This is a genomic window from Mesorhizobium sp. M2A.F.Ca.ET.042.01.1.1, from assembly GCF_003997405.1.
GTDB lineage: Bacteria > Pseudomonadota > Alphaproteobacteria > Rhizobiales > Rhizobiaceae > Mesorhizobium.
Window position 1 is genome coordinate 18,937 of record NZ_RZRX01000004.1, and the last position, 18,411, is coordinate 37,347.

Sequence of the window (18,411 nt, forward strand, 5' to 3'; positions counted from 1 at the left end):
GGTCCCTACGATCGACCACAGCCGTGGGTGGGTGGCAAGTCTTCAATAGGACCAATTTAAATGTGTCAGATCGGCGGTGGTAAAATGGGCGTGCGGATTTAAAGCCCGTTGCGTCCACCGCGCGTGGATCGCCCGGGCGGAACGTAAGTCATCGCCGCGAAAGGGCGACGGCGGGGTCCTTCACGAAAGTAGTTTCAGACTGTTCAGCATGCAGGGCGCCGGGGCACTGCGCGAGCACTTCTACTAAGCACGGGACAAGGTCGGTTCGCTCATTTCTTGCCTTCGTCGCTGTGAGCAGAGAGCGCAGCTGTGTCCATATCGATTGATCTTCCAGAGCTTGTTGGGCGGATTGAGGGGGCAGAGCTGCCCCCGTACTGGCAAATTTTTCCCGATTTCAAACCACTCACGGCCTTGGGGCTCGATATCACGCCTTGAATTCCTGAAAACAGGGCGCGCCGGGTGACGACGCCCGCCGGCTCGCTGCCGTCATAGACTGCGATCAGATCGCCGCCATCCGCAGCGGTGCTGATCACAGCGGAGAGCTTGTCAGTGGTTTGCACGCGGGGGAGCGCTTGGAATTTCTTTTCAGAAAGCGTCGCTATGCTGTCCCGCGGCTGCATGATCTTCCTGGCAGTGACGAGATTGAGCAGCGAAATGCCTGAGACGAAATCAGCGACATAGCGGTCCTTGGGCGCGGTTACGATGTCTTCCGGCGTTCCCACTTGAACGAACTTACCATCCTTCATGATCGCAATACGATCGCCCAGGCGAATGGCTTCGTCGAGGTCGTGTGTGATAAACACCGTTGTTTTCTGGACGACCTTCGCGAGGTCTAGGAACTGCTGTTGGAGTTGGCGGCGGATCAACGGGTCGAGCGCTGAGAACGGCTCGTCCAGTAACAGGATCTGCGGGTCTGCCGCCATGGCACGGGCAAGCCCCACCCGCTGCTTCATCCCGCCCGAGAGCTCGTCCGGGTAACGCTCGCCCCAACCGCTCAAGTCAACGAGCTTGAGGTTTTCTTCCGCCACGCGGCGGCACTCCTTGCGTGATTTGCCTCGGAGTTCGAGACTGAGGGAAACATTGTCGTAGACGGTGCGGTGCGGCAGCAGCGCCATGTGCTGGAAGACCATGCCGACCGTCTCTGAGCGAAGGGTCCGGAGTTCAGACGGCGAAAGTTTGTTGATGGCATTTCCGCCGATCCGAACCTCGCCTGCGGTTGGTTCGATCAGCCGATTGAGATGGCGGACAAGCGTCGATTTCCCTGAGCCGGACAGCCCCATGATGCAAAAGATCTCGCCGGGCTCGACCGAGAAGGACACATCGGCCACACCCAGAACGCAATCGAATTCTTCAAGGACTTGCCTCTTGCTGAACCCGCGATCGCGGGCCGCCGCGAGGGCTTTCCCTTTGCGCGTCCCGAAAATTTTCCACAAGCCGGAACAGACGATGGCGGGTATAGTCATGTGCGGAACTCTCGATAGTGTGTTGTGCCTATCTTCAGACCGTAATCGGCCGGCGGATGCCGCCGGCCGATTTAAACCTCAGAGCCTCACTTGGCGGCCTTGGCTTCAGCGATCCACTTTTCCCAATCAGCGTGGTGAGCGGCGATCCAGTCGGTTGCGTGTTTCATGATCTGCTCGTTGCTCTTTTCACCATTGGCAACCTTTTGATTTTCCGCGTTGACGTCCGCAATCGGGATCTGCACGAGCTCAAAGAATTTCTTGGCTTTCGGGTTGGCTTTCAGCCAAGTCGTATTGGCGATGATCTTCTGGTCGTTCACGGCGAAGCCAAGATTCCCGAGGCCTTCAACAACTGTGTTGCCGGTCTCCGCGTCAGGAAGAGAGGTGTTCTTGACGTTGAGCCAGACAACCTCCTTGCCTGGGCGGAGAATGGCAGATACCCACAGCGGCGTCCAAGTGTAGTACAGTGTCGGCTTGCCAGCCTTGATGCGTTCGATCGCGTCAGGAATGATGGCGAAATAGCCGCCTTGCTTTTCCTCGACGGTATCACGCAGGCCATAGGCGTCGAGCTGATGCTCGATCACGCGTTCGCAGCCCCACCCCGGTTCGCAACCGTAGAGGTCTGCCTTTCCATTCCCGTCGATGTCGAAAAGCTTGGCCTTCTCGGGATCCTTGAGGTCCTCAAGATACTTGATGCCAGTGGCGTCGGCCGTTTTCTTATCGATCAGATAGCCCTGCAGGCTGTTCTTGATTAGGGTGCCGACGCTCATCAGCTTTTCATCGCCGCCTGATGCTTTCCAGAAAGTGTCGTGAAGCGGAACCCAGTGCACCGCATAAAAGGTGAGATCGCCGTTAGCTACAGCGGTATGCGCCAGCTGAACTTGAACCTGGGTCAGGTCAGCTATGTTATAGCCGAGCTCCTTGAGACCCTCATCCACGACAAATGTCTGGAACAGCTCTTCTGTCGCTCCGCTCCAGGCCGGCATGACCTGATCTGCCATTGCCGGCACCGCATAGCCAGCCATCACGGCCATGGCCAGCGCCACACATTTTATCTTCATCGTTTCCTCCCTGTGTGAGCAAATTGCTCAGCTTCTGTGACTAGTTGTTAAGGTGACGGCCCTGAAAAGTCCCACCGGACCTTGATGCCAGAGCTCGCCCGGCCTTCGCTTCTGTGTCGACAGCGAATGCGTGAAGCGATCCAGCACGATGGCCAGCGCGACGATGCCCAGGCCCCCGACTGTCGCCAAACCCACATCAAGACGGCCTATGCCGCGCAGCACCGTCTGGCCCAGTCCACCAACAGCGATCATCGAACCGATGACCACCATCGATAGCGACATCATCAGCGTCTGGTTGATGCCGGCCATGACGGTGGGTAGCGCAAGCGGCAGCTGAGCCTTCCACAGAAGCTGACGCTCCGTAGCGCCGAAGGCGCGCATGGCTTCGATCACCTCTTCCGGTACCTGCCGTATGCCGAGGTTCGTAAGGCGGATCAGCGGCGCAACCGCAAAAATTACCGTAACGATCACGCCCGGCACGTTGCCGATACCGAAGAGCATCACAATGGGAACCAGGTAGACGAACGCTGGAATGGTCTGCATCCCGTCAAGGATCGGACGCATCACCACAAATACTCGCTCGCTCCGCGCCGCCCAGATACCGAGCGGAATGCCAAGCATCACCGCTACGACGAGCGAAGTCAGCACAATTGAAAGCGTCGTCATGGCGTCCTGCCAGACGCCGATGAGACCCATAAAGATGAGAGCGCCGACGATAACCCCGGCGACCTTCCGTCCGCCGAACTGCCAAGCCGCCAGGCCCGCAACGATGATCATCACGACCGGAGGAACCGAATGGAGCGCTATGCCGAACCACTGCAGTAGAAGGTCGAAGGGCGCCTTGACCGATTGAAAGAACGGCCTGTAGTGATCAACAACCCAGCGCAGCCCGATAGTCATCCAATCAGCGAGAGGGATTACCCCGCACTCAAAAGGATCTAGTATTCCGCACTTACCCATGTTGCTGTTCTCCAGAAGCTTTCTCGCTCGAAAACTTGCTACGCCACCAGGGTCCAGGGGAATATCGCGGCGTCGCGCTAAAGTTAGTTGTGTGCAATAGGTGCTCCGGATTCCGCAAGGCCCTACGGCAGGTAGAGCTACTCTTCTATTCCTGAGCAGGTCGCACCGTTACCGACAGATGCGCAGTTCTCCCTGCTTCATGGTGCCATCGTCCAGACTTCACCGTCCTGTTCACCCGACGACGTCCATCTGGACACCACGCTCCGGACCAGGCCTGCCCTCCAGTCGGCGTGCTCGACTGGAGCCTTCAGGCGGCGAGCCAGACGTTCTGCAGATCCATTTGAAACGTCGGGTGAATTACGTAGTTCTGGACCTTTTTGTTCATGTGACCGAAGAGGCTTTGCCAGAACGGCTGGATGATCACTCCGGAGTCCTGCAACACGTCCTCGATGTTCTTCATAAACTCTTTGCGCTCGGCAGCGTCACTCACGGAGAAGGCCTTCTTGAGCTTGGCGTCAAACTCGGGGTTTGAATAAGCGGTCTCATTCCAGGCTTCGCCAGTGCGATAGGCCAATGCAAGAACCTGAACGCCGAGGGGGCGCATGTACCAGACGGTCAGCGAATATGGGTACTTTGACCAGTCATTCCAGAATGTCGAACCCGGAAGCACAGTACGTTTGACCTTGAAACCGGCCTCGCGCAGCTGGGCCGCGATGGCGTCCCCGGTGTTTTTCTGCCAATCCTCGTCGATCGAGATCAACTCATGCTCGAAGTCTGTATGTCCGGATTGAGCAATGAGTTTCCTCGCGCCCTCTACGTTCCGGCTCTTTTTGGGCAGAGCATAATATTCCGGATGAATTGGGCTGACGTGATGGTTTTCGCCGACCGTTCCCCGCCCTGCATAGCCGAGTTGAAGGACAGCGTTGTTATCGACCGCCATCTGCAGCGCGTTTCGGACCTTCTTGTCGTCATATGGTTTGTGGGCGGTGTTGGTGCGGCACACGAGCGTCGTTGCCGTTGCGACTTCCGATTTTACCAGGTCCATCTTGTCCAGAATGTCGATGAAGTCAGCCGGAGTCTCCAGATTGAGATCGACCTCCCCGGACTCGAAAGCAGCCACCGTCGCCTGGAAGTCGGTCCCATAATCGACGAACTGCACGCCATCGAGCAACGCCTCGCCGCCCCACCACTTGCCATCCTGCCGGCGTTTGACTTCAGCCTTGCTGCCGACCAAGTAGGATACCAGTTCAAATGGACCCGTCCCAATCGGCTTCGTGACTGGGTCGGCGCCGCCGGCATCGAAACTGGGGTGGACGATCAGCCCGGGATAGTCGGTGAAATTCGCGATTATGGCGATGTCGGGGTCGCTTAGCTCGAGTTTGACGGTATAATCATCGACCTTGACGATCGCTCCATCTCTCGCCTTGCCGTTCTTGGCATCGATAAGCCCCCCGACACGAGCGGCCATCGAGTTGCCCGAGACGCCCTTCTCGCACCACCGGGTTATGTTGAAGATTACGTCATCGGCGTCGAATGTATCGCCGTTGTTCCAGGTGACGCTCTTCCGGACGTGGAAGACATACTCCGTCGCGTCCTCATTGATCTCCCAGCTTTCCAGCAGAACAGGTTCGAACGTGAACTCATGTGTGTAACGGACGAGCGGCTCCAGCCAGCAACGAGAGATGTTGGCAAGTTCCACCCAGTCATAGGTACGCGGGTCTTTCTGCGCCTTGACGGGCATTGAGACGCGCAGAATTCCGCCCTTCTTCTGTTCAGCGGCGCGCACCGATTGGGGAAATGCCACGCCGATCAGGCTATAGGCCATCGCACCCGAGGCGCCGAATGTACTTGCAAGCGCAAGGAACTCACGCCGGTCCATCGTGCCTGCTTTGACCTCGCTCGCCATCTTATCGATGGAAGCTGGAACGCGATCCCCATTGCTTCTGAAAAACGCCATGTTTCTTCTCCCTAATTTTATTGTTCCCGGTCCATTTATTCATGGGCGCCTGGCTGGACTTAGGCGAGGCTCGGGGAAATATCCTCCTGGCGTTTCGCCACAAACGCATCGAGTTCCTCGCGGACGGCAGGGTCCATCGGCGGCTGCTCGTAGCTCGCGATGATTGCTGTCGCCTTCTCCCTGCAGCGCTGTGCCATGTCCTTGGAACCTTTGACCTTCCACTGCTCGTAGCTTAGGTAGTCGAGGATCTCCGGCGCGATGAACGCGTCCTTGAAGCGCTTGAGCGTGAAGGAATCTCCGAGATAGTGGCCGCCGGGTCCGATGCGGCGGACGGCTTCGAGCGCATCCTCGAAATATTCGAATGATATGCCCCGCGCGTATTTCTCGATGAGCAGGTTCTGTTCAGCATCGGCGATGAACTTCGCCATGCAGCACACCAGACCGGCTTCATCCCAGCCGCCGGCATGCATCATAAGGTTGGAGCAGGCGCTGGCGCCGGACATGTAGGCGATGGCTGATTCATAACCGGACTGGGCATCGAAGGTTTTGGCGGAGGATTGAGACGCAGTGGTTCGCCACGGCACGTTATAGCGCCTTGCCAGTTGTCCGATGACGGCGTTGATCAGAGTAACTTCCGGCATGCCGGACATGGGGGCGCCGCTGCGCATCGACACCGAGACGGAATATTGACCGTAGATCATCTTGGCGCCTGGCGCGGCAAGCTGAGTATAGGCCAGCGCGGCGAGCGCCTCCGCATTCAACTGGGCGATCGTGGCGGGGATGTCGGCGGGAGTGTTGGCGGCGCCGAGCACGAATGGAGACAGCAGCACGACCTGGTTCGCGTCGGCGAAGGCGCGAAGCCCTTCCAGCATGGTCGAATCCCAGACAAGCGGCGAGTTGCCCGACACGTGACCGATCATCACCGCGTTCTGATCCATGAATGCCTTGCCATGCACGATCTGGCCCATCGCGATCGAGTCGTCGGCACGTTGCTTTCCGGTCGTCAGACCGAAGAAAGGCATGTTGGTTTCCACCAGGCTCGAATGATTGATGTGCAGATGGCGCCATGGCACGGCGATGTCGGTCGGCTCGCAGGTGAACCCGCCCGCGATATGGAAACCGGGCAGCATCTGGGTCAGCCGGTTCATGTTCCGGAGATCCTCGATCGTGGATGCGCGCCGCACGCCCTGAAGATCGCGGATGTTTGGCGCACCCTGCATGACGCCGAAAGTCATTGTATCTGGCGCGATCTCGAAACGCTGTGACGGATCGCGAGACGTCATTTCAAAACGGGAAGGGGCCTTGGAGATGAGATCCATGACCATGTCGGCCTCGAGGCGAACGCGGTGTTCACGGACATCCGCCCCCGCCTCTTTCCACTGCCTGATCGCTGTCTCATCTCTGAATTCGATCCCGATCTCGCGTAGGATCGCCAGCGAAGCCTGATGAATGCGCTCAAGCTGTTCGGCGTTGACGGCCTCCACAGGTCGAATTCCGTACTTGATAGTCGAGACACGCGGCCTTCTTTCAGCCTCCCGTGCCGCAACCACCGAAGACCGGCCTCCGCGGCGTCGGTTTGCGGGAACGTCAGTGTCCATTCAGAGCCTCGCCCGCGATAGCGGAACGACCGGCGTCCCGCATTAAAACACTCGTGGCCCCGCCGTCTAAGAAGGCGTGCCGGATTTGTATCTTGCTGATGATAGGCGCGGGCAATAGCCTTGAGAATGCGCAAAAGGTTTCGCTAGTCTTAAACCCACTTTATGTCCAAGTCCCTCGGGCGAAAGCTTTTTGCGATCCCATCACACCACTAGAGCAGTTCGCGTTTTATCTGATTCGGGATTCCCAAGGATGAGCAAATCAGATTTGATGTTCTGACCGTTGGAGGTCGGGACTGACGAAGGCTTATTCGATGGATCTTCGGGAGCGAGCACTGGCCCGACTTGAAGAGGGCGAGACGAGCCGTGAGGTAGCTGCGGCTCTGAGGGTGGCGGTGTCGAGCGTGATCAAGTGGGCGGCGCGCAAGCGTCGCCTTGGCAGTGCGGCACCTGGCAAGATGGGCGGTCACCGGCCCTATCTGATCGATGGGAGCATCGTGCTTTCGTCCTGGGCTAGGTCGAGCGAGATGCCAACGTGACGCTTCATCAGTTGACGGCGGCACTGGCTGAACGTGGTCTCATCATCCACCCTGCGAGCGTCGGTCACTTCCTGCATCGCGAGGGCAAGAGTTTTAAAAAACCCATTCTGCCGGCCGAGCAGTTCAAGCCCAAGCTGATGCGCCGGCGAGCGCAATGGATGCGCTACCAGACCCGCATTGACCCTACGCGCTTGGTCTTCCTGGATGAACCATGGGTCAAGACAAACATGGCGCCATTGCGCGGCTGGGGTGTGCGCGGCAAGCGGCTGATGGCCCACGCACCATATGGCCATTGGAAGACCATGACCTTCATCGCCGCGCTACGCCATGATCGGGTTGGAGGCGCCTTGGGTCATTGACGGCCCTATCAATGCGCAGGCCCTCCGTGCCTATGTCGCAACCGAGCTCATCAAAGCCCTGAAGCCGGGGGACATCGTCATTCTCGACAATCTCGGTTCCCACAAAGGCCAAGCCGTCCGCGATATCGTCAGAGCTGCTGGGGCGCGGCTCTTCTTCCTGCCGCCCTACAGTCCAGATCTCAATCCAATCGAGAAGCTGTTTGCTAAGCTCAAGCACTGCATCCGACCGTGCCGCCAAACGATCACAACGCCATCGCCCACACCCCAGGTCAGCCCAAACGAATGCAACAACTACATGGAAAGCGCAGGCTATAAGTCAACCTAAATGCGAACTGCTCTAGGACTGCAGAACCTGTGGACGTCGTTCCGCTATTCCTCTCGTGCCGTTCGGACTAATGCTGCCCGGGCCGGCCGCGTACGGTCGTTAGGCTCCCCCTTTCCAGGCGCGTATGGGATGGACTTTCGCGATCCCTCGCTGCGGGCATCGTGTCAGCGCAAAAATTGAATGCTCCTACGAGCGGCTTTAAGCTTGTCATGAAGATGGTCTATGTCGGGCAGCAATCTTTCGCCTGTCAAAGCACTAGCGTCTGGAATAAAGAGCGGCTGATTGCAGTAGAGTTCTTCGAACAGGCCTGAGAATTGAACCATCTGACCAGGAAGTGGCATTCAAATCGCGATTGCGGCGTGGTTGCTTGCGCATTCCGTGCCCTCATTGGCAAATAGCCGTTTGGACGGACAATTGAAGGTGCGCCCATGCATCGGCACGATCGACCTCGGAGCGTTTCTATCACGACTCGCGGCTGTTTGAAGATGTCCTTGGGTAAATTATGAACAAGGGGAAAGGTTCTCGACATGACGTTGCCCGATCAGTTCAAGCGCACTGTAGTCATTGCGGTGGATTTACATGACTGCATCGAAGCGGATGGGGCATGGTCGATCTACAATCGAGAAGAGCTGCTGCGGAGTGCCAAGACAGCTCTCCGATGCATGCCGTGCAGCGGGGCTGCCTATTGTCTATACACAGAATTGGTATGATCCAAGAGGAGTAGACGCGCTACGTCACGAGGCTTTGAACGGCGGACGCCCATCACATAGCGTCGGGCAGGCTGCCGAGATTCATCGTGGACCTGAAACCGGAAGCTAGCCTTGTACGAAAGCAGCGTCCCAGCGCGTTCTACAACACGAATTTGGAGATTTTGCTGCGCCGATTGAATGCGGACCATCTTATAATGTTCGGAGCTTAAGCGAGGTTTGTTTGGAAACGACAGTGTGAGACGCGATTTCGCGCGACTACCGCATCAGGATTTTCAAGGATGCCTGCGGCACCGCGACTGAACTGATGCATATGACGCCATGCTTGACTTGGCCAACTGGCTTTACGCAGGCTCGGTGATCACCGCGGACAACCTAAAGAGGGCTCTGGAGGGTATGCCAACAAGGATTGGCGCTTCGATAGGCCCACTGCATTTGCTTACACACTGGAAAACGTTAAATCCTCTCTACAGCTCCCTTTGAGAGAGACGGCCTCTCAATTGGAAGCCTTTTAAGCAGGCCTATCGCGAAGCCAACCGCCGGCGCGTCAGCCGATCCGGGCAGTAAAAGTTGGGTGGACAGAACTGGGCGGTCAGTTCACGCCGCTGCTGCATAGGGAGGAACCCGGTTCGCGGCACTGCTACAGTTGCCTTTCAGGTTCTGTCATGTGCGGATCTTAACGCGTCACGTTGAGTTCGCTGGCCGCGTTCTCGTACTTCATGCGCGGCCACCGGTCCACGGCGAGAAGCGATTACCTCGGGTGAAGATTGTGAGGCTTGATATCAATCAGGTCTATACCCGACGCCATCCTTTCAGTCTACGAGACGCCCGGAATATGGTTTATTCGAAAAGAGTTATTCTGGGCTTGCGTGCCGCGACAATCTTGGTCGGCGATAGGTATCGAGTAGCCACATCGACAACGGGTTTGACCGGAGTAGATCAACTTGGAACACAAAATAGAGGCGTCGACGTCTAACATTATGCCTGCTCAATTCGCGAGAAGCTTGTATTACGACATGGCGCGTATCAGGCAGTTTGAGAACCGGGTCGTCACCCTAGTCGATGACAACGAGATCGCCGGCGTATGTCACGAGTACAGCGGGCAAGAGGCGGTTGCGGTTGGTATTTGCGGCGCACTCACGACTTCAGACATCGTCACAAGTACCCATCGAGGGCATGGCCACACACTGGCGAAGGGCGGCGACGTTGGCAGAATGTTTGCTGAGCTGCTCGCGCGAACGGGCGGATACAATAAGGGTCGCGGCGGATCCATGCACATTGCTGACGTCGGGATTGGAATATTTGGGGCGAATGGTATCGTCGGCGCTGGAGCCCCTATAGCCTGTGGTGCGGCTCACAAATTCAAAGCTGCTCGCGAAAACCGCGTTGCTGTTTCATTCTTCGGCGACGGAGCAATCAACCAAGGGGTCCTCCACGAGGCGATGAACCTCGCGGCGATTTGGGATCTTCCTGTCATTTTCGTCTGCGAGAACAATCAGTACGCGATCTCGACGCCTCTCAAAGAAGTCACGATCCTAGACCCTTACGTTCGCGCCCAATCCTACGGAATGCCTGGTGTGTGCGTCGATGGCATGGACGTCGAGGCCGTTTATCACGCTGCTCTCACTGCTACGGAACGCGCTCGGACCGGCAAAGGCCCAACGTTCATTGAGTGTCAAACCTATCGCTACTTTGGGCATTATACAGGCGAGCGTCACATGAAGATGAACTATCGATCTCAAGAGGAAGTCGATCGCTGGAAGTTGCGGGACCCTATCAAGATCTGGGCGGCGCGTATGATGGAAAGTGGCTTGTGCGCTCAAGAAGACATTGAAGCTATCGATGCCGAGGTCAACATTGAGATCGATCGGGGCGTCGAGTTCGCTAGGAGCAGCCCCCCGCCGAACCCGGCCGAGGCTCTCGATTGCATGTATGCCGTGCCGTATCCGAACACTCCGGCATGGGGAGTAGAGCCGTGAGACAGCTGAGATTTCTTCAGGCCATGAACGAAGCCTACCATCAGGCCATGGGGGCAGATGAGAGTGTCATGATTATCGGGGAGGACATTCGAGGTGGAATTCGCGGTGAGACGAAAGGCCTCCATGGCGCTTTCGGCGATCTCCGCGTACTCGACACACCCATTTCCGAGGCAGCGTTCACCGGCTTCGCTACGGGGGCGGCTTTGGCCGGTTTGCGCCCAATCGTTCAGTTTCAAGTTCCCTCACTGATTTACGTCGCATTCGACCAGCTAGTCAATCAAGCGGCGAAGATGCGATTGATGTTAGGAGGTCAAGCAAATCTTCCAATCACTTACACGCTTATGGTGTCTGGATCGCGGGGTGGAAACGCGGGCCAGCACTCAGACAATCCCTATCCGTACCTCCTACACGCTGGCTTCAAGGTTGTTTGCCCTTCGAATGCCTACGACGCCAAGGGCCTCATGATCCAGGCGATCCGCGAAGACGACCCCGTCGTTTTCATAGCATCAGCCATGTCGCTTCCGCAAAAGGGTCCGGTGCCGGAGGAAATCTATGCCGTCCCTTTCGGTTGCGGTGACGTTAAGCGTGAAGGATCCGATGTCACAGTCATTGCTATCGGGCATTTAGTGCCCGAGGCTCTAGCTGTCGCTGAGCGCCTCGCCCAGGAGAAAAACATCAGCGTCGAAGTGTGGGATCCTCGGTCTCTCTTGCCGCTTGACAGGGAAGGGCTGTTGAAGTCCGTCAAGAAAACTGGCCGCGTCGTAATCTACGACGACACGAACCGTACTTGTGGGTTCGCCGCCGAATTGAGCGCAATAATAGGGGAGCTGGCGTTTTCATCTCTCAAGGCCCCGATCAAGCGTGTCACGCGAGCTGACGTTCCTATGCCGTTCAATCTTGCGCTCGAAGCTGCTGTTCTGCCGAAGCCGCAGCAACTGGAAGACGCGATCTTAGCCGTAAGGAGCTATGCTCATGTTTGAAGTTCGTATCCCGAAGATGGGTGCATCGACGGTCGAGGTTGATCTTACGAAGTGGTATGTTTCGGTCGGCACCTCGGTCGTTCCGGGTCAGATTCTAGCCGAAGTGGAGTCGGAAAAAACTAACATTGAGATAGAGGCGGAGACCGCAGGCGTGGTTGCCGAAATCCTTGTTGATGAAGGGTCAGCGACGGAAGTCGGAATCGTCATCTGTCGCATCAACACCGGGCAGTAGAAAAGAATCACGGTTCGTTACTTATCTGACTAAACTTCAGAACCTCCGGCGATTTAAGTGCCACTCCTGGCTGCTTACGTCTGCATACCCATTGGTTAGTATTCGGAGTCAACTGCTCGTTGCTGTAGGACTACCATGACGCGGGACAAACGCTTCGAAGGCAAGACGGTTTTGATTACTGGTGGAGCTCGAGGTCAAGGTGCGGCGGAAGCCGTCCAAATCGCAACGGAGGGAGGGCGGGTTGTCATCGGCGACCTCCTAGACGAGCAGGGCGAACAACTTGCAGCGACTATTGGTGAAAAAGCGTCATACGTGCATCTCGACGTCACTAGCGAGCAAGACTGGCGAAGCCTGATCCGCTGTCTGGAGGGGGAGGGGACGGGACTTCATGGTCTGGTCAACAACGCGGCGATTTATGAACCCGTGCCAATGAGGGATTCGAGCGTCGCGCTCTTCGAAAAGCACTTCCGTGTGAATCAGTTGGGTTGCTTCCTCGGTATGCGGGAAGTCTCACCTCTGATCGAGGCATCCGGCGGTGGCGCAATAGTAAACATCTCGTCTGTCGCCGGGATGCGCGGAAGTCGAACTTGTATGGCCTACTCCGCGACGAAATGGGCCCTTCGAGGCATGACAAAATGCGCGGCCCTAGAGCTTGCGCCAGCAGGAATCCGCGTCAATTCTATCCACCCCGGGTGGGTGGAAACCGACATGCTGCTCGCCGAGGATCCGTCCGACAGAGAGCGCCAGTACGCGCTCATTCCGCTCAAGCGGGCCGGGACGGTCGACGAGGTGGCCGACCTCGTTCTCTTCCTGCTCTCGAACGAGAGCCGCTACATTACCGGGGCGGAGATCGCGATCGACGGAGGACTGTTGCTGTGAGCATTTGAGCCTTCTTAGCCCCAACATCCGTTCAGCTCGAAGATTTTTCCGCTTCGTACCCCAAGCAGAGCAGCCCGAACCCGCAAACCGCTAGCCCGCTAGATACCTCAAAAGCCACAGTAGAGCCGATGCCTATCAACGTCAGAATGCCGGCCTTCGTTTCCGATATGGGAGCAGCCACCATTGTAAAATGGATGTTCAACGAGGGGGACGACATAAAGGCCGGAGATGTTTTGGCTCAAGTATCAAGCGGTAGCGATACAGGAGAGATCAAGGCCGCTGCCGGCGGTACTCTGGAAAGGATTGTCGTTCCGGAAGGCGCTAACGGTCTAAAAGTCAGGGACCTGGTCGCCGTTCTTGCCATAAAGACTGAAGCTGGTTCGGTTGCCGCAGCCCCTGGACAACGGTCCGACGCGCCTGGAGGCCCTGCTCCTGCAGCGTCGTCTGGAAGCAAAGGTGCCAAGGACGACGCTGTTCTTAAGCTGTTTGAGGGCGGATCATATGAACGCATACCTAACGACGGGATGCGAAGGACGATTGCACGTCGTCTGCTGACCTCGAAGCAAACCATTCCGCATTTCTATGTCGCAGTGGATTGCGAGATCGATCAGCTTCTAGGACTGCGCTCCCGACTCAACGGTGCGGCGCCTAGGGCCGCGGACGGACTGCCGGTCTACAAGTTGTCCGTCAATGACATGGTGATAAGGGCCTTGGCGCTTGCGCTGCGTGACGTTCCGGACGCGAATGTCTCCTGGACCGAGGGCGCTATTCTTAAACACCAGCACGTCGACATAGGGGTAGCTGTCTCGATCGCAGGCGGTCTGATCACGCCGATCATACGCAAGGCTGAACAGAAAACACTTCAAGTCATTTCCGCCGAGATGAAGGACCTCGGCAAACGCGCGAGAGATCGCAAGCTAAAGCCTGAAGAATATGAAGGCGGCACGACATCGATCTCGAACATGGGCATGATGGGGGTCAAAGAGTTCGCTGCCGTGATCAATCCCCCCCACGCTACGATTCTGGCAGTCGGTGCGGGCAGACAGCATGTAGTCGTCAAGAGCGGTTCAATGGCCATCGCAACGGTGATGAGTGTTACCCTTTCCATCGACCATCGCTGTGTGGACGGCGTGCTCGGAGCAAAGTTGCTGCAGATATTTAAGAGCTATATTGAAAATCCTATGAGCATGGTCGCCTGAGCATGAGGTCCAAGTTTGGCAACTAGACGCTTGCGTTATGGCCGGCGAAGGTAGCGTATTCGCGATCTTGCGCATGAGCGGCTGGACATAAGCTGGGTTTACGGCCAGCGAATCCTTTTGCGCATTCTCAGGACAATTGCTGGCGCCTATCATTGCAAGCCAATTGGCCAGGCTGCCTATACGGGTTGTTTCTGCGGCAGAATGTTGATCCCTGTCGGACGGTGCTGGACAATGTCATTCCGTATCCGTGTCGCGGGGCCGTTTTAGTGATGATAGCCGGCAGAGTGGCACAGACCCGCAAAAGCAACAACGGGCGCCACCCGTATCGGGATCATGATCCCGGTCAATTTATTGGGGCGAGGCCAACATACAAACTTGGATCAAAGGCAGCATGGATTATCTGAAGAAATTCGACCTGTCCGGCAAGCGTGCAATTGTAACCGGAGGGGGGCGCGGTATCGGGCTTGAAATCGCTCACGCTCTCGGCCAAGCGGGCGCGTCAATTGTCATCGCGGACTTGGACGCGAATAGCGCTGCTGCCGCTGCGGCCAAACTCGCATCATGCGGTATCGCGGCAAGTCATCGCGGCATCGATGTGGCAAAGCCGGATGCGGTTACGGCGCTCGCCGACGAACTGAATGCCGAACAGCCGATCGACGTCCTTATTAACAATGCCGGTATAGCCCGGATAACCGAGGCCCTCGACACTTCCGACGCGGACTGGCTGGCAACGATGCGGGTCAATTCGGATGCTGCATTTTGGTGTGCGAGGGCCTTTGGCCGGCACATGATCGCCCGTCGCTGGGGCAACATCGTGAACATCGGATCCATGTGCGGCATGATAGTGACGCAGCCACAGAACAACACCGCCTATATTACCAGTAAGGGCGCCATTCACATGATGACGAAGTCGCTGGCCTGTGCCTGGGCAAAGCATAATGTGCGAGTAAATGCGGTAGCTCCAGGATATGTTACAACAGAGATGACAATTTCCCCGAGGAATGAAAGCTCATTTCAGTATGATCGATGGTTAGAGCAGACTCCGCTGGGAAGAATGGGCGAGTCCCATGAAGTTGCATCCGCGGTGCTGTTTCTTGCCAGCCCTGCATCAAGCTATTGCACGGGAGCCATCCTGTCCGTTGATGGCGGCTATACATGTATGTGAGCGACGGATAATTCATTGGAAGTGACTAACTGCCGCGTCAGTAAGATGTCACTTCAGAATCAATATAAGCGTATCGATTTGGGGGAGTGGAATGTTGGTGCAGGTGCGTCGGGTGCGGAGCCACCTAAGAGCTTAAAATCGTGGCGTGAAGGATAACTTGGACGTTCGGGTTTTAGAGAGAGATCTCGTTGGGGAAAACGGGCCATGGCCTGCTATTTGGCGCATTAACCGCCGCTGATCCGCCTGCATCCGCCGGCCGGTCGCGGTTGCGGGAAGAACATCCGCTGGCTGGCCGGAGTCAAATAAAGTCGTATAGCCGGACGATGCGTGACGATCCTGCGCAACCGCGGAATACGGATCTCCATTGCGAGATTTGTCGGGCTATCACTAAAGGCTGAGAGGTGCCCCAGATAGGCTGATGGGAAGTTGATGGCAAACTAGGCTCGGTGAGGCGACCGGTCTCACGCCACCATGACATCCCGCCGCTCGGGTGTTGGGCCGAGCCTTGACGCGCTCCATGCGAGAGCCAAGTTGACCTAAGTCTGCGCGAAACCTGTCACTCGGGACTAAGGCTAGCGAGCGCAACGTTTGATATGAATCGGCTTTATGCCAGTCGCGAGCTTTTCAGTCTGCGACTCTTCAGCCTCGTCGTCTATTCGAGGTGAGGACGAGGACGGCGCTCGCAACTTGGTCGCCGGTCCCCCTTCGACGAACACGGGTATCCCTGCCACCGCTTTTGTTCCAGCAGGTTACCCGCCGCCTTCTTGCTGAACCTCAAGGGCAGTTCGGCAAGCGCGAACGCATATGAGGATTGGACCATGGATGACATCCGCGTTGTTACCGACTTCCCCCGCAAAGTGCGCGAGATCGAGAATGTCTGGATCCCGATGCCGGACGGGGTAAAGCTCGCTGCCCGCCTCTGGTTGCCGGAGGACGCCGAGGCGGACCCGGTCCCCGCCATCCTCGAATACCTGCCCTATCGAAAGAGGGATGGGACTGTGGAGCGCGACCAACTCACCCATCCATACTTCGCCGGGCATGGCTATGCAGGTGTGCGCGTGGACATGCGCGGTTCGGGTGATAGCGAAGGGGTCTGCAGGGGCGAATATCTCAAACAAGAGCAGGACGACTGTCTTGCCGTGATCGAATGGTTGGCGAAGCAATTATGGTGCTCAGGCAGTGTCGGTATGATTGGCATCTCCTGGGGCGGGTTCAACAGCCTTCAGGTTGCTGCCCGCCGTCCGCCAGCCCTCAAGGCGATAATCTCGCTGTGTTCGACCGACGATCGATACCGGGATGAATGTCACTATTTCGGCGGCGCGCTTATGTGCGAAAATTTGATGTGGGGGGCAGCGGCTTGGGCGATTGCCATGACCCCGCCCGATCCAGCTCTTGTGGGAGAACGCTGGCGTGAGATTTGGGAAGAGCGGCTCAACGGCAACGGGATCTGGCTGCAAGACTGGTTCGCGCACCAGCGTCGGGACGATTTCTACAAGCATGGTTCTATCTGCGAGGACTATTCCAACATCGAGATTCCTGTCTACGCGGTGGGTGGCTGGGCGGACGCCTATCCCAACGCCATCTTGCGCATGCTCGAGAACCTGCCGGGACCTCGCAAAGGCCTGATCGGCCCTTGGGCTCATAAGTATCCTCACATCGCCATGCCCGGGCCTCGCATCGGCTTTCTCCAGGAATGCTTGCGCTGGTGGGACCAGCATCTTAAAGCCATCCACACCGGCGTTGAGGACGAGCCGATGTTGCGCGCGTGGATTCAGGATCCTTTGCCCCCCGCCGCCATCTACGACGAGCGGCCAGGCCGTTGGATCGCTGAGCCTTCCTGGCCGACGGCGAGCATTGTCGAAAGACGGCTGTCGCTCTCACCGGGACTTCTTGCCGAAGGAGATGGCAGTGATGCTGTTCTTACGATCTGTTCACCGTCCACTTCGGGGCTATCATCCGGTGTTTGGTGCGCGTATGGCGCAGTGCCGGACCAGCCCATCGACCAGCGCATGGAAGCCGGAAACGCCTTGGTATTCGAAACCGAGCCTCTTCTGGAGGAGGTAGACCTTCTCGGCTTCCCCGAGCTTGAGGTAACCCTCTCTTCCGACAAAGCAGTGGCAATCCTATCGGCCACGCTTTCGCTCGTGTTTAAGGACGGCTCGGCCACCCGTGTGAGCTATGGCATTCTGAATTTGACCCATCGCCACGACGACCTCGATTTGAAGCCAATGACGCCCGGTAAGGCTGAAGCAATACGCCTGAAGCTGCGGTCTTGCGGGCAACGCTTTGAAAAAGGGCAACGCATAAGGCTCGCCATCGCCACCAGCCATTGGCCTATTGTCTTTCCTAGTCCAGAGAGGGCAAGTCTATCAATACATTGTGCGGCCAGCAGGCTTATCTTGCCGGTGCGCAAAGCGAATGCCGTAGACTCCAAACTTGTACCGTTTCTGAAGCCAGAGAGTGCTCGGCCGATGGCAACAGAGACTATTAAGCCTGGTAAACCTTTCTGTCGCGAGGTAATCACCAACCAAGCCACGGGCGAGACAACTTTCCGGATGGCGAGCGACGCGGGGACCGTGGTGCATCCGCACACCGGAATGGTCATTTCGGCTAAGCACAGTGACACACTTACCATGCATCCCGACGATCCGAGCTCGGCGCGCGGAACCTCCAACTGGGAAAAGTCGTACGCCCGCGGTAACTGGAACGTGCATATTGCGCTCTCGGCCACTGTCCGCGCGCTGCGCGACGTATGGCGCATCGAGACACATATCGTGGCGAAGGAAGGCGACAAGCTTTTACTTGAACGAGACGACGTCAAGGAGTTCGCTCGGGACTTAAACTGACCGGTACTGGTCCCGCTCGGCCGGGGTTCAAATGTCGCTTTTTACAACGAGATAGTAGGTATTGACGCGTTCCAACCAGCAGTGAGGTTCACGCCATCTCCGCAACTTCTGAAGGAAAGAGTGCTGCGTCGGCAACTAGGCCGAGAGCTCATGACATAAACAGAATTT

At 57.2% G+C, this 18,411-nt stretch carries 12 protein-coding genes and 1 pseudogene; 8 read left to right on the forward strand and 5 right to left on the reverse strand.

The features are described from left to right. Window positions 1–269 precede the first annotated feature (269 nt). The 5 genes from EOA23_RS01270 to EOA23_RS01290 form a co-directional block, all read right to left on the reverse strand. Window positions 270–1,463, reverse strand: coding sequence for a betaine/proline/choline family ABC transporter ATP-binding protein (locus EOA23_RS01270; RefSeq protein WP_126080622.1), 1,194 nt, complete (start codon window positions 1,461–1,463; stop codon window positions 270–272). Between the two features lie 86 nt (window positions 1,464–1,549). After that, window positions 1,550–2,521 carry a glycine betaine/L-proline ABC transporter substrate-binding protein ProX gene (proX, locus tag EOA23_RS01275; protein WP_126080623.1) on the reverse strand — a complete coding sequence of 324 codons (972 nt, stop codon included), beginning with the start codon at window positions 2,519–2,521 and terminating at the stop codon, window positions 1,550–1,552. A 27-nt stretch (window positions 2,522–2,548) separates the two neighbouring features. Continuing rightward, window positions 2,549–3,421 (reverse strand): ABC transporter permease subunit, encoded by an 873-nt coding sequence (locus EOA23_RS01280; protein ID WP_245466464.1) that lies wholly within the window; start codon window positions 3,419–3,421, stop codon window positions 2,549–2,551. A 367-nt stretch (window positions 3,422–3,788) separates the two neighbouring features. Then, a complete protein-coding gene (locus EOA23_RS01285; protein ID WP_126080625.1) occupies window positions 3,789–5,438 on the reverse strand; it encodes an ABC transporter substrate-binding protein in 1,650 nt (549 codons plus the stop codon). Between the two features lie 59 nt (window positions 5,439–5,497). Beyond that, window positions 5,498–7,036, reverse strand: a complete 1,539-nt coding sequence (locus EOA23_RS01290) for a trimethylamine methyltransferase family protein (protein WP_126080626.1) — start codon at window positions 7,034–7,036, stop codon at window positions 5,498–5,500. A gap of 293 nt (window positions 7,037–7,329) precedes the next feature. Between EOA23_RS01290 and EOA23_RS01295 the strand changes: the two are divergent. The 8 genes and pseudogenes from EOA23_RS01295 (at window position 7,330) to EOA23_RS01335 (ending at window position 18,243) form a co-directional block, all read left to right on the forward strand. Then, window positions 7,330–8,256, forward strand: a pseudogene (locus EOA23_RS01295) (IS630 family transposase). Window positions 8,257–9,907: 1,651 nt separating this feature from the next. Continuing rightward, window positions 9,908–10,942, forward strand: coding sequence for a thiamine pyrophosphate-dependent dehydrogenase E1 component subunit alpha (locus EOA23_RS01305; RefSeq protein WP_206516851.1), 1,035 nt, complete (start codon window positions 9,908–9,910; stop codon window positions 10,940–10,942). 23 nt (window positions 10,943–10,965) lie between these two features. Beyond that, the gene (locus tag EOA23_RS01310) at window positions 10,966–11,922 is read left to right on the forward strand and encodes a transketolase C-terminal domain-containing protein (protein WP_206516850.1); all 957 of its coding nucleotides are present in this window, start codon (window positions 10,966–10,968) and stop codon (window positions 11,920–11,922) included. Then, window positions 11,915–12,154: a biotin/lipoyl-containing protein gene (locus EOA23_RS01315; protein ID WP_164762741.1), complete on the forward strand. Its 240-nt coding sequence runs from the start codon at window positions 11,915–11,917 to the stop codon at window positions 12,152–12,154. The genes EOA23_RS01310 and EOA23_RS01315 overlap by 8 nt, the downstream gene beginning before the upstream one ends. 135 nt (window positions 12,155–12,289) lie before the next feature. Continuing rightward, a complete protein-coding gene (locus EOA23_RS01320; RefSeq protein ID WP_126080629.1) occupies window positions 12,290–13,033 on the forward strand; it encodes an SDR family oxidoreductase in 744 nt (247 codons plus the stop codon). Between the two features lie 128 nt (window positions 13,034–13,161). Next, a complete protein-coding gene (locus tag EOA23_RS01325; RefSeq protein ID WP_126080630.1) occupies window positions 13,162–14,232 on the forward strand; it encodes a 2-oxo acid dehydrogenase subunit E2 in 1,071 nt (356 codons plus the stop codon). A gap of 391 nt (window positions 14,233–14,623) precedes the next feature. Further along, window positions 14,624–15,397 carry an SDR family oxidoreductase gene (locus EOA23_RS01330; RefSeq protein ID WP_126080631.1) on the forward strand — a complete coding sequence of 258 codons (774 nt, stop codon included), beginning with the start codon at window positions 14,624–14,626 and terminating at the stop codon, window positions 15,395–15,397. Between the two features lie 818 nt (window positions 15,398–16,215). After that, window positions 16,216–18,243 carry a CocE/NonD family hydrolase gene (locus tag EOA23_RS01335; protein ID WP_126080632.1) on the forward strand — a complete coding sequence of 676 codons (2,028 nt, stop codon included), beginning with the start codon at window positions 16,216–16,218 and terminating at the stop codon, window positions 18,241–18,243. Window positions 18,244–18,411: the final 168 nt, after the last annotated feature.

What these genes read in the sequence shown, in the direction of transcription:
- EOA23_RS01325 (WP_126080630.1), top strand. Translation starts at nt 13,162, where the DNA reads ATGCCTATCAACGTCAGAATGCCGGCCTTCGTTTCCGATATGGGAGCA.
- EOA23_RS01335 (WP_126080632.1), top strand. Translation starts at nt 16,216, where the DNA reads ATGGATGACATCCGCGTTGTTACCGACTTCCCCCGCAAAGTGCGCGAG.
- EOA23_RS01285 (WP_126080625.1), bottom strand. Translation starts at nt 5,438, where the DNA reads ATGGCGTTTTTCAGAAGCAATGGGGATCGCGTTCCAGCTTCCATCGAT.
- EOA23_RS01320 (WP_126080629.1), top strand. Translation starts at nt 12,290, where the DNA reads ATGACGCGGGACAAACGCTTCGAAGGCAAGACGGTTTTGATTACTGGT.
- EOA23_RS01315 (WP_164762741.1), top strand. Translation starts at nt 11,915, where the DNA reads ATGTTTGAAGTTCGTATCCCGAAGATGGGTGCATCGACGGTCGAGGTT.
- EOA23_RS01310 (WP_206516850.1), top strand. Translation starts at nt 10,966, where the DNA reads ATGAACGAAGCCTACCATCAGGCCATGGGGGCAGATGAGAGTGTCATG.
- EOA23_RS01290 (WP_126080626.1), bottom strand. Translation starts at nt 7,036, where the DNA reads ATGGACACTGACGTTCCCGCAAACCGACGCCGCGGAGGCCGGTCTTCG.
- EOA23_RS01280 (WP_245466464.1), bottom strand. Translation starts at nt 3,421, where the DNA reads ATGACTATCGGGCTGCGCTGGGTTGTTGATCACTACAGGCCGTTCTTT.
- EOA23_RS01270 (WP_126080622.1), bottom strand. Translation starts at nt 1,463, where the DNA reads ATGACTATACCCGCCATCGTCTGTTCCGGCTTGTGGAAAATTTTCGGG.
- EOA23_RS01330 (WP_126080631.1), top strand. Translation starts at nt 14,624, where the DNA reads ATGGATTATCTGAAGAAATTCGACCTGTCCGGCAAGCGTGCAATTGTA.
- proX (WP_126080623.1), bottom strand. Translation starts at nt 2,521, where the DNA reads ATGAAGATAAAATGTGTGGCGCTGGCCATGGCCGTGATGGCTGGCTAT.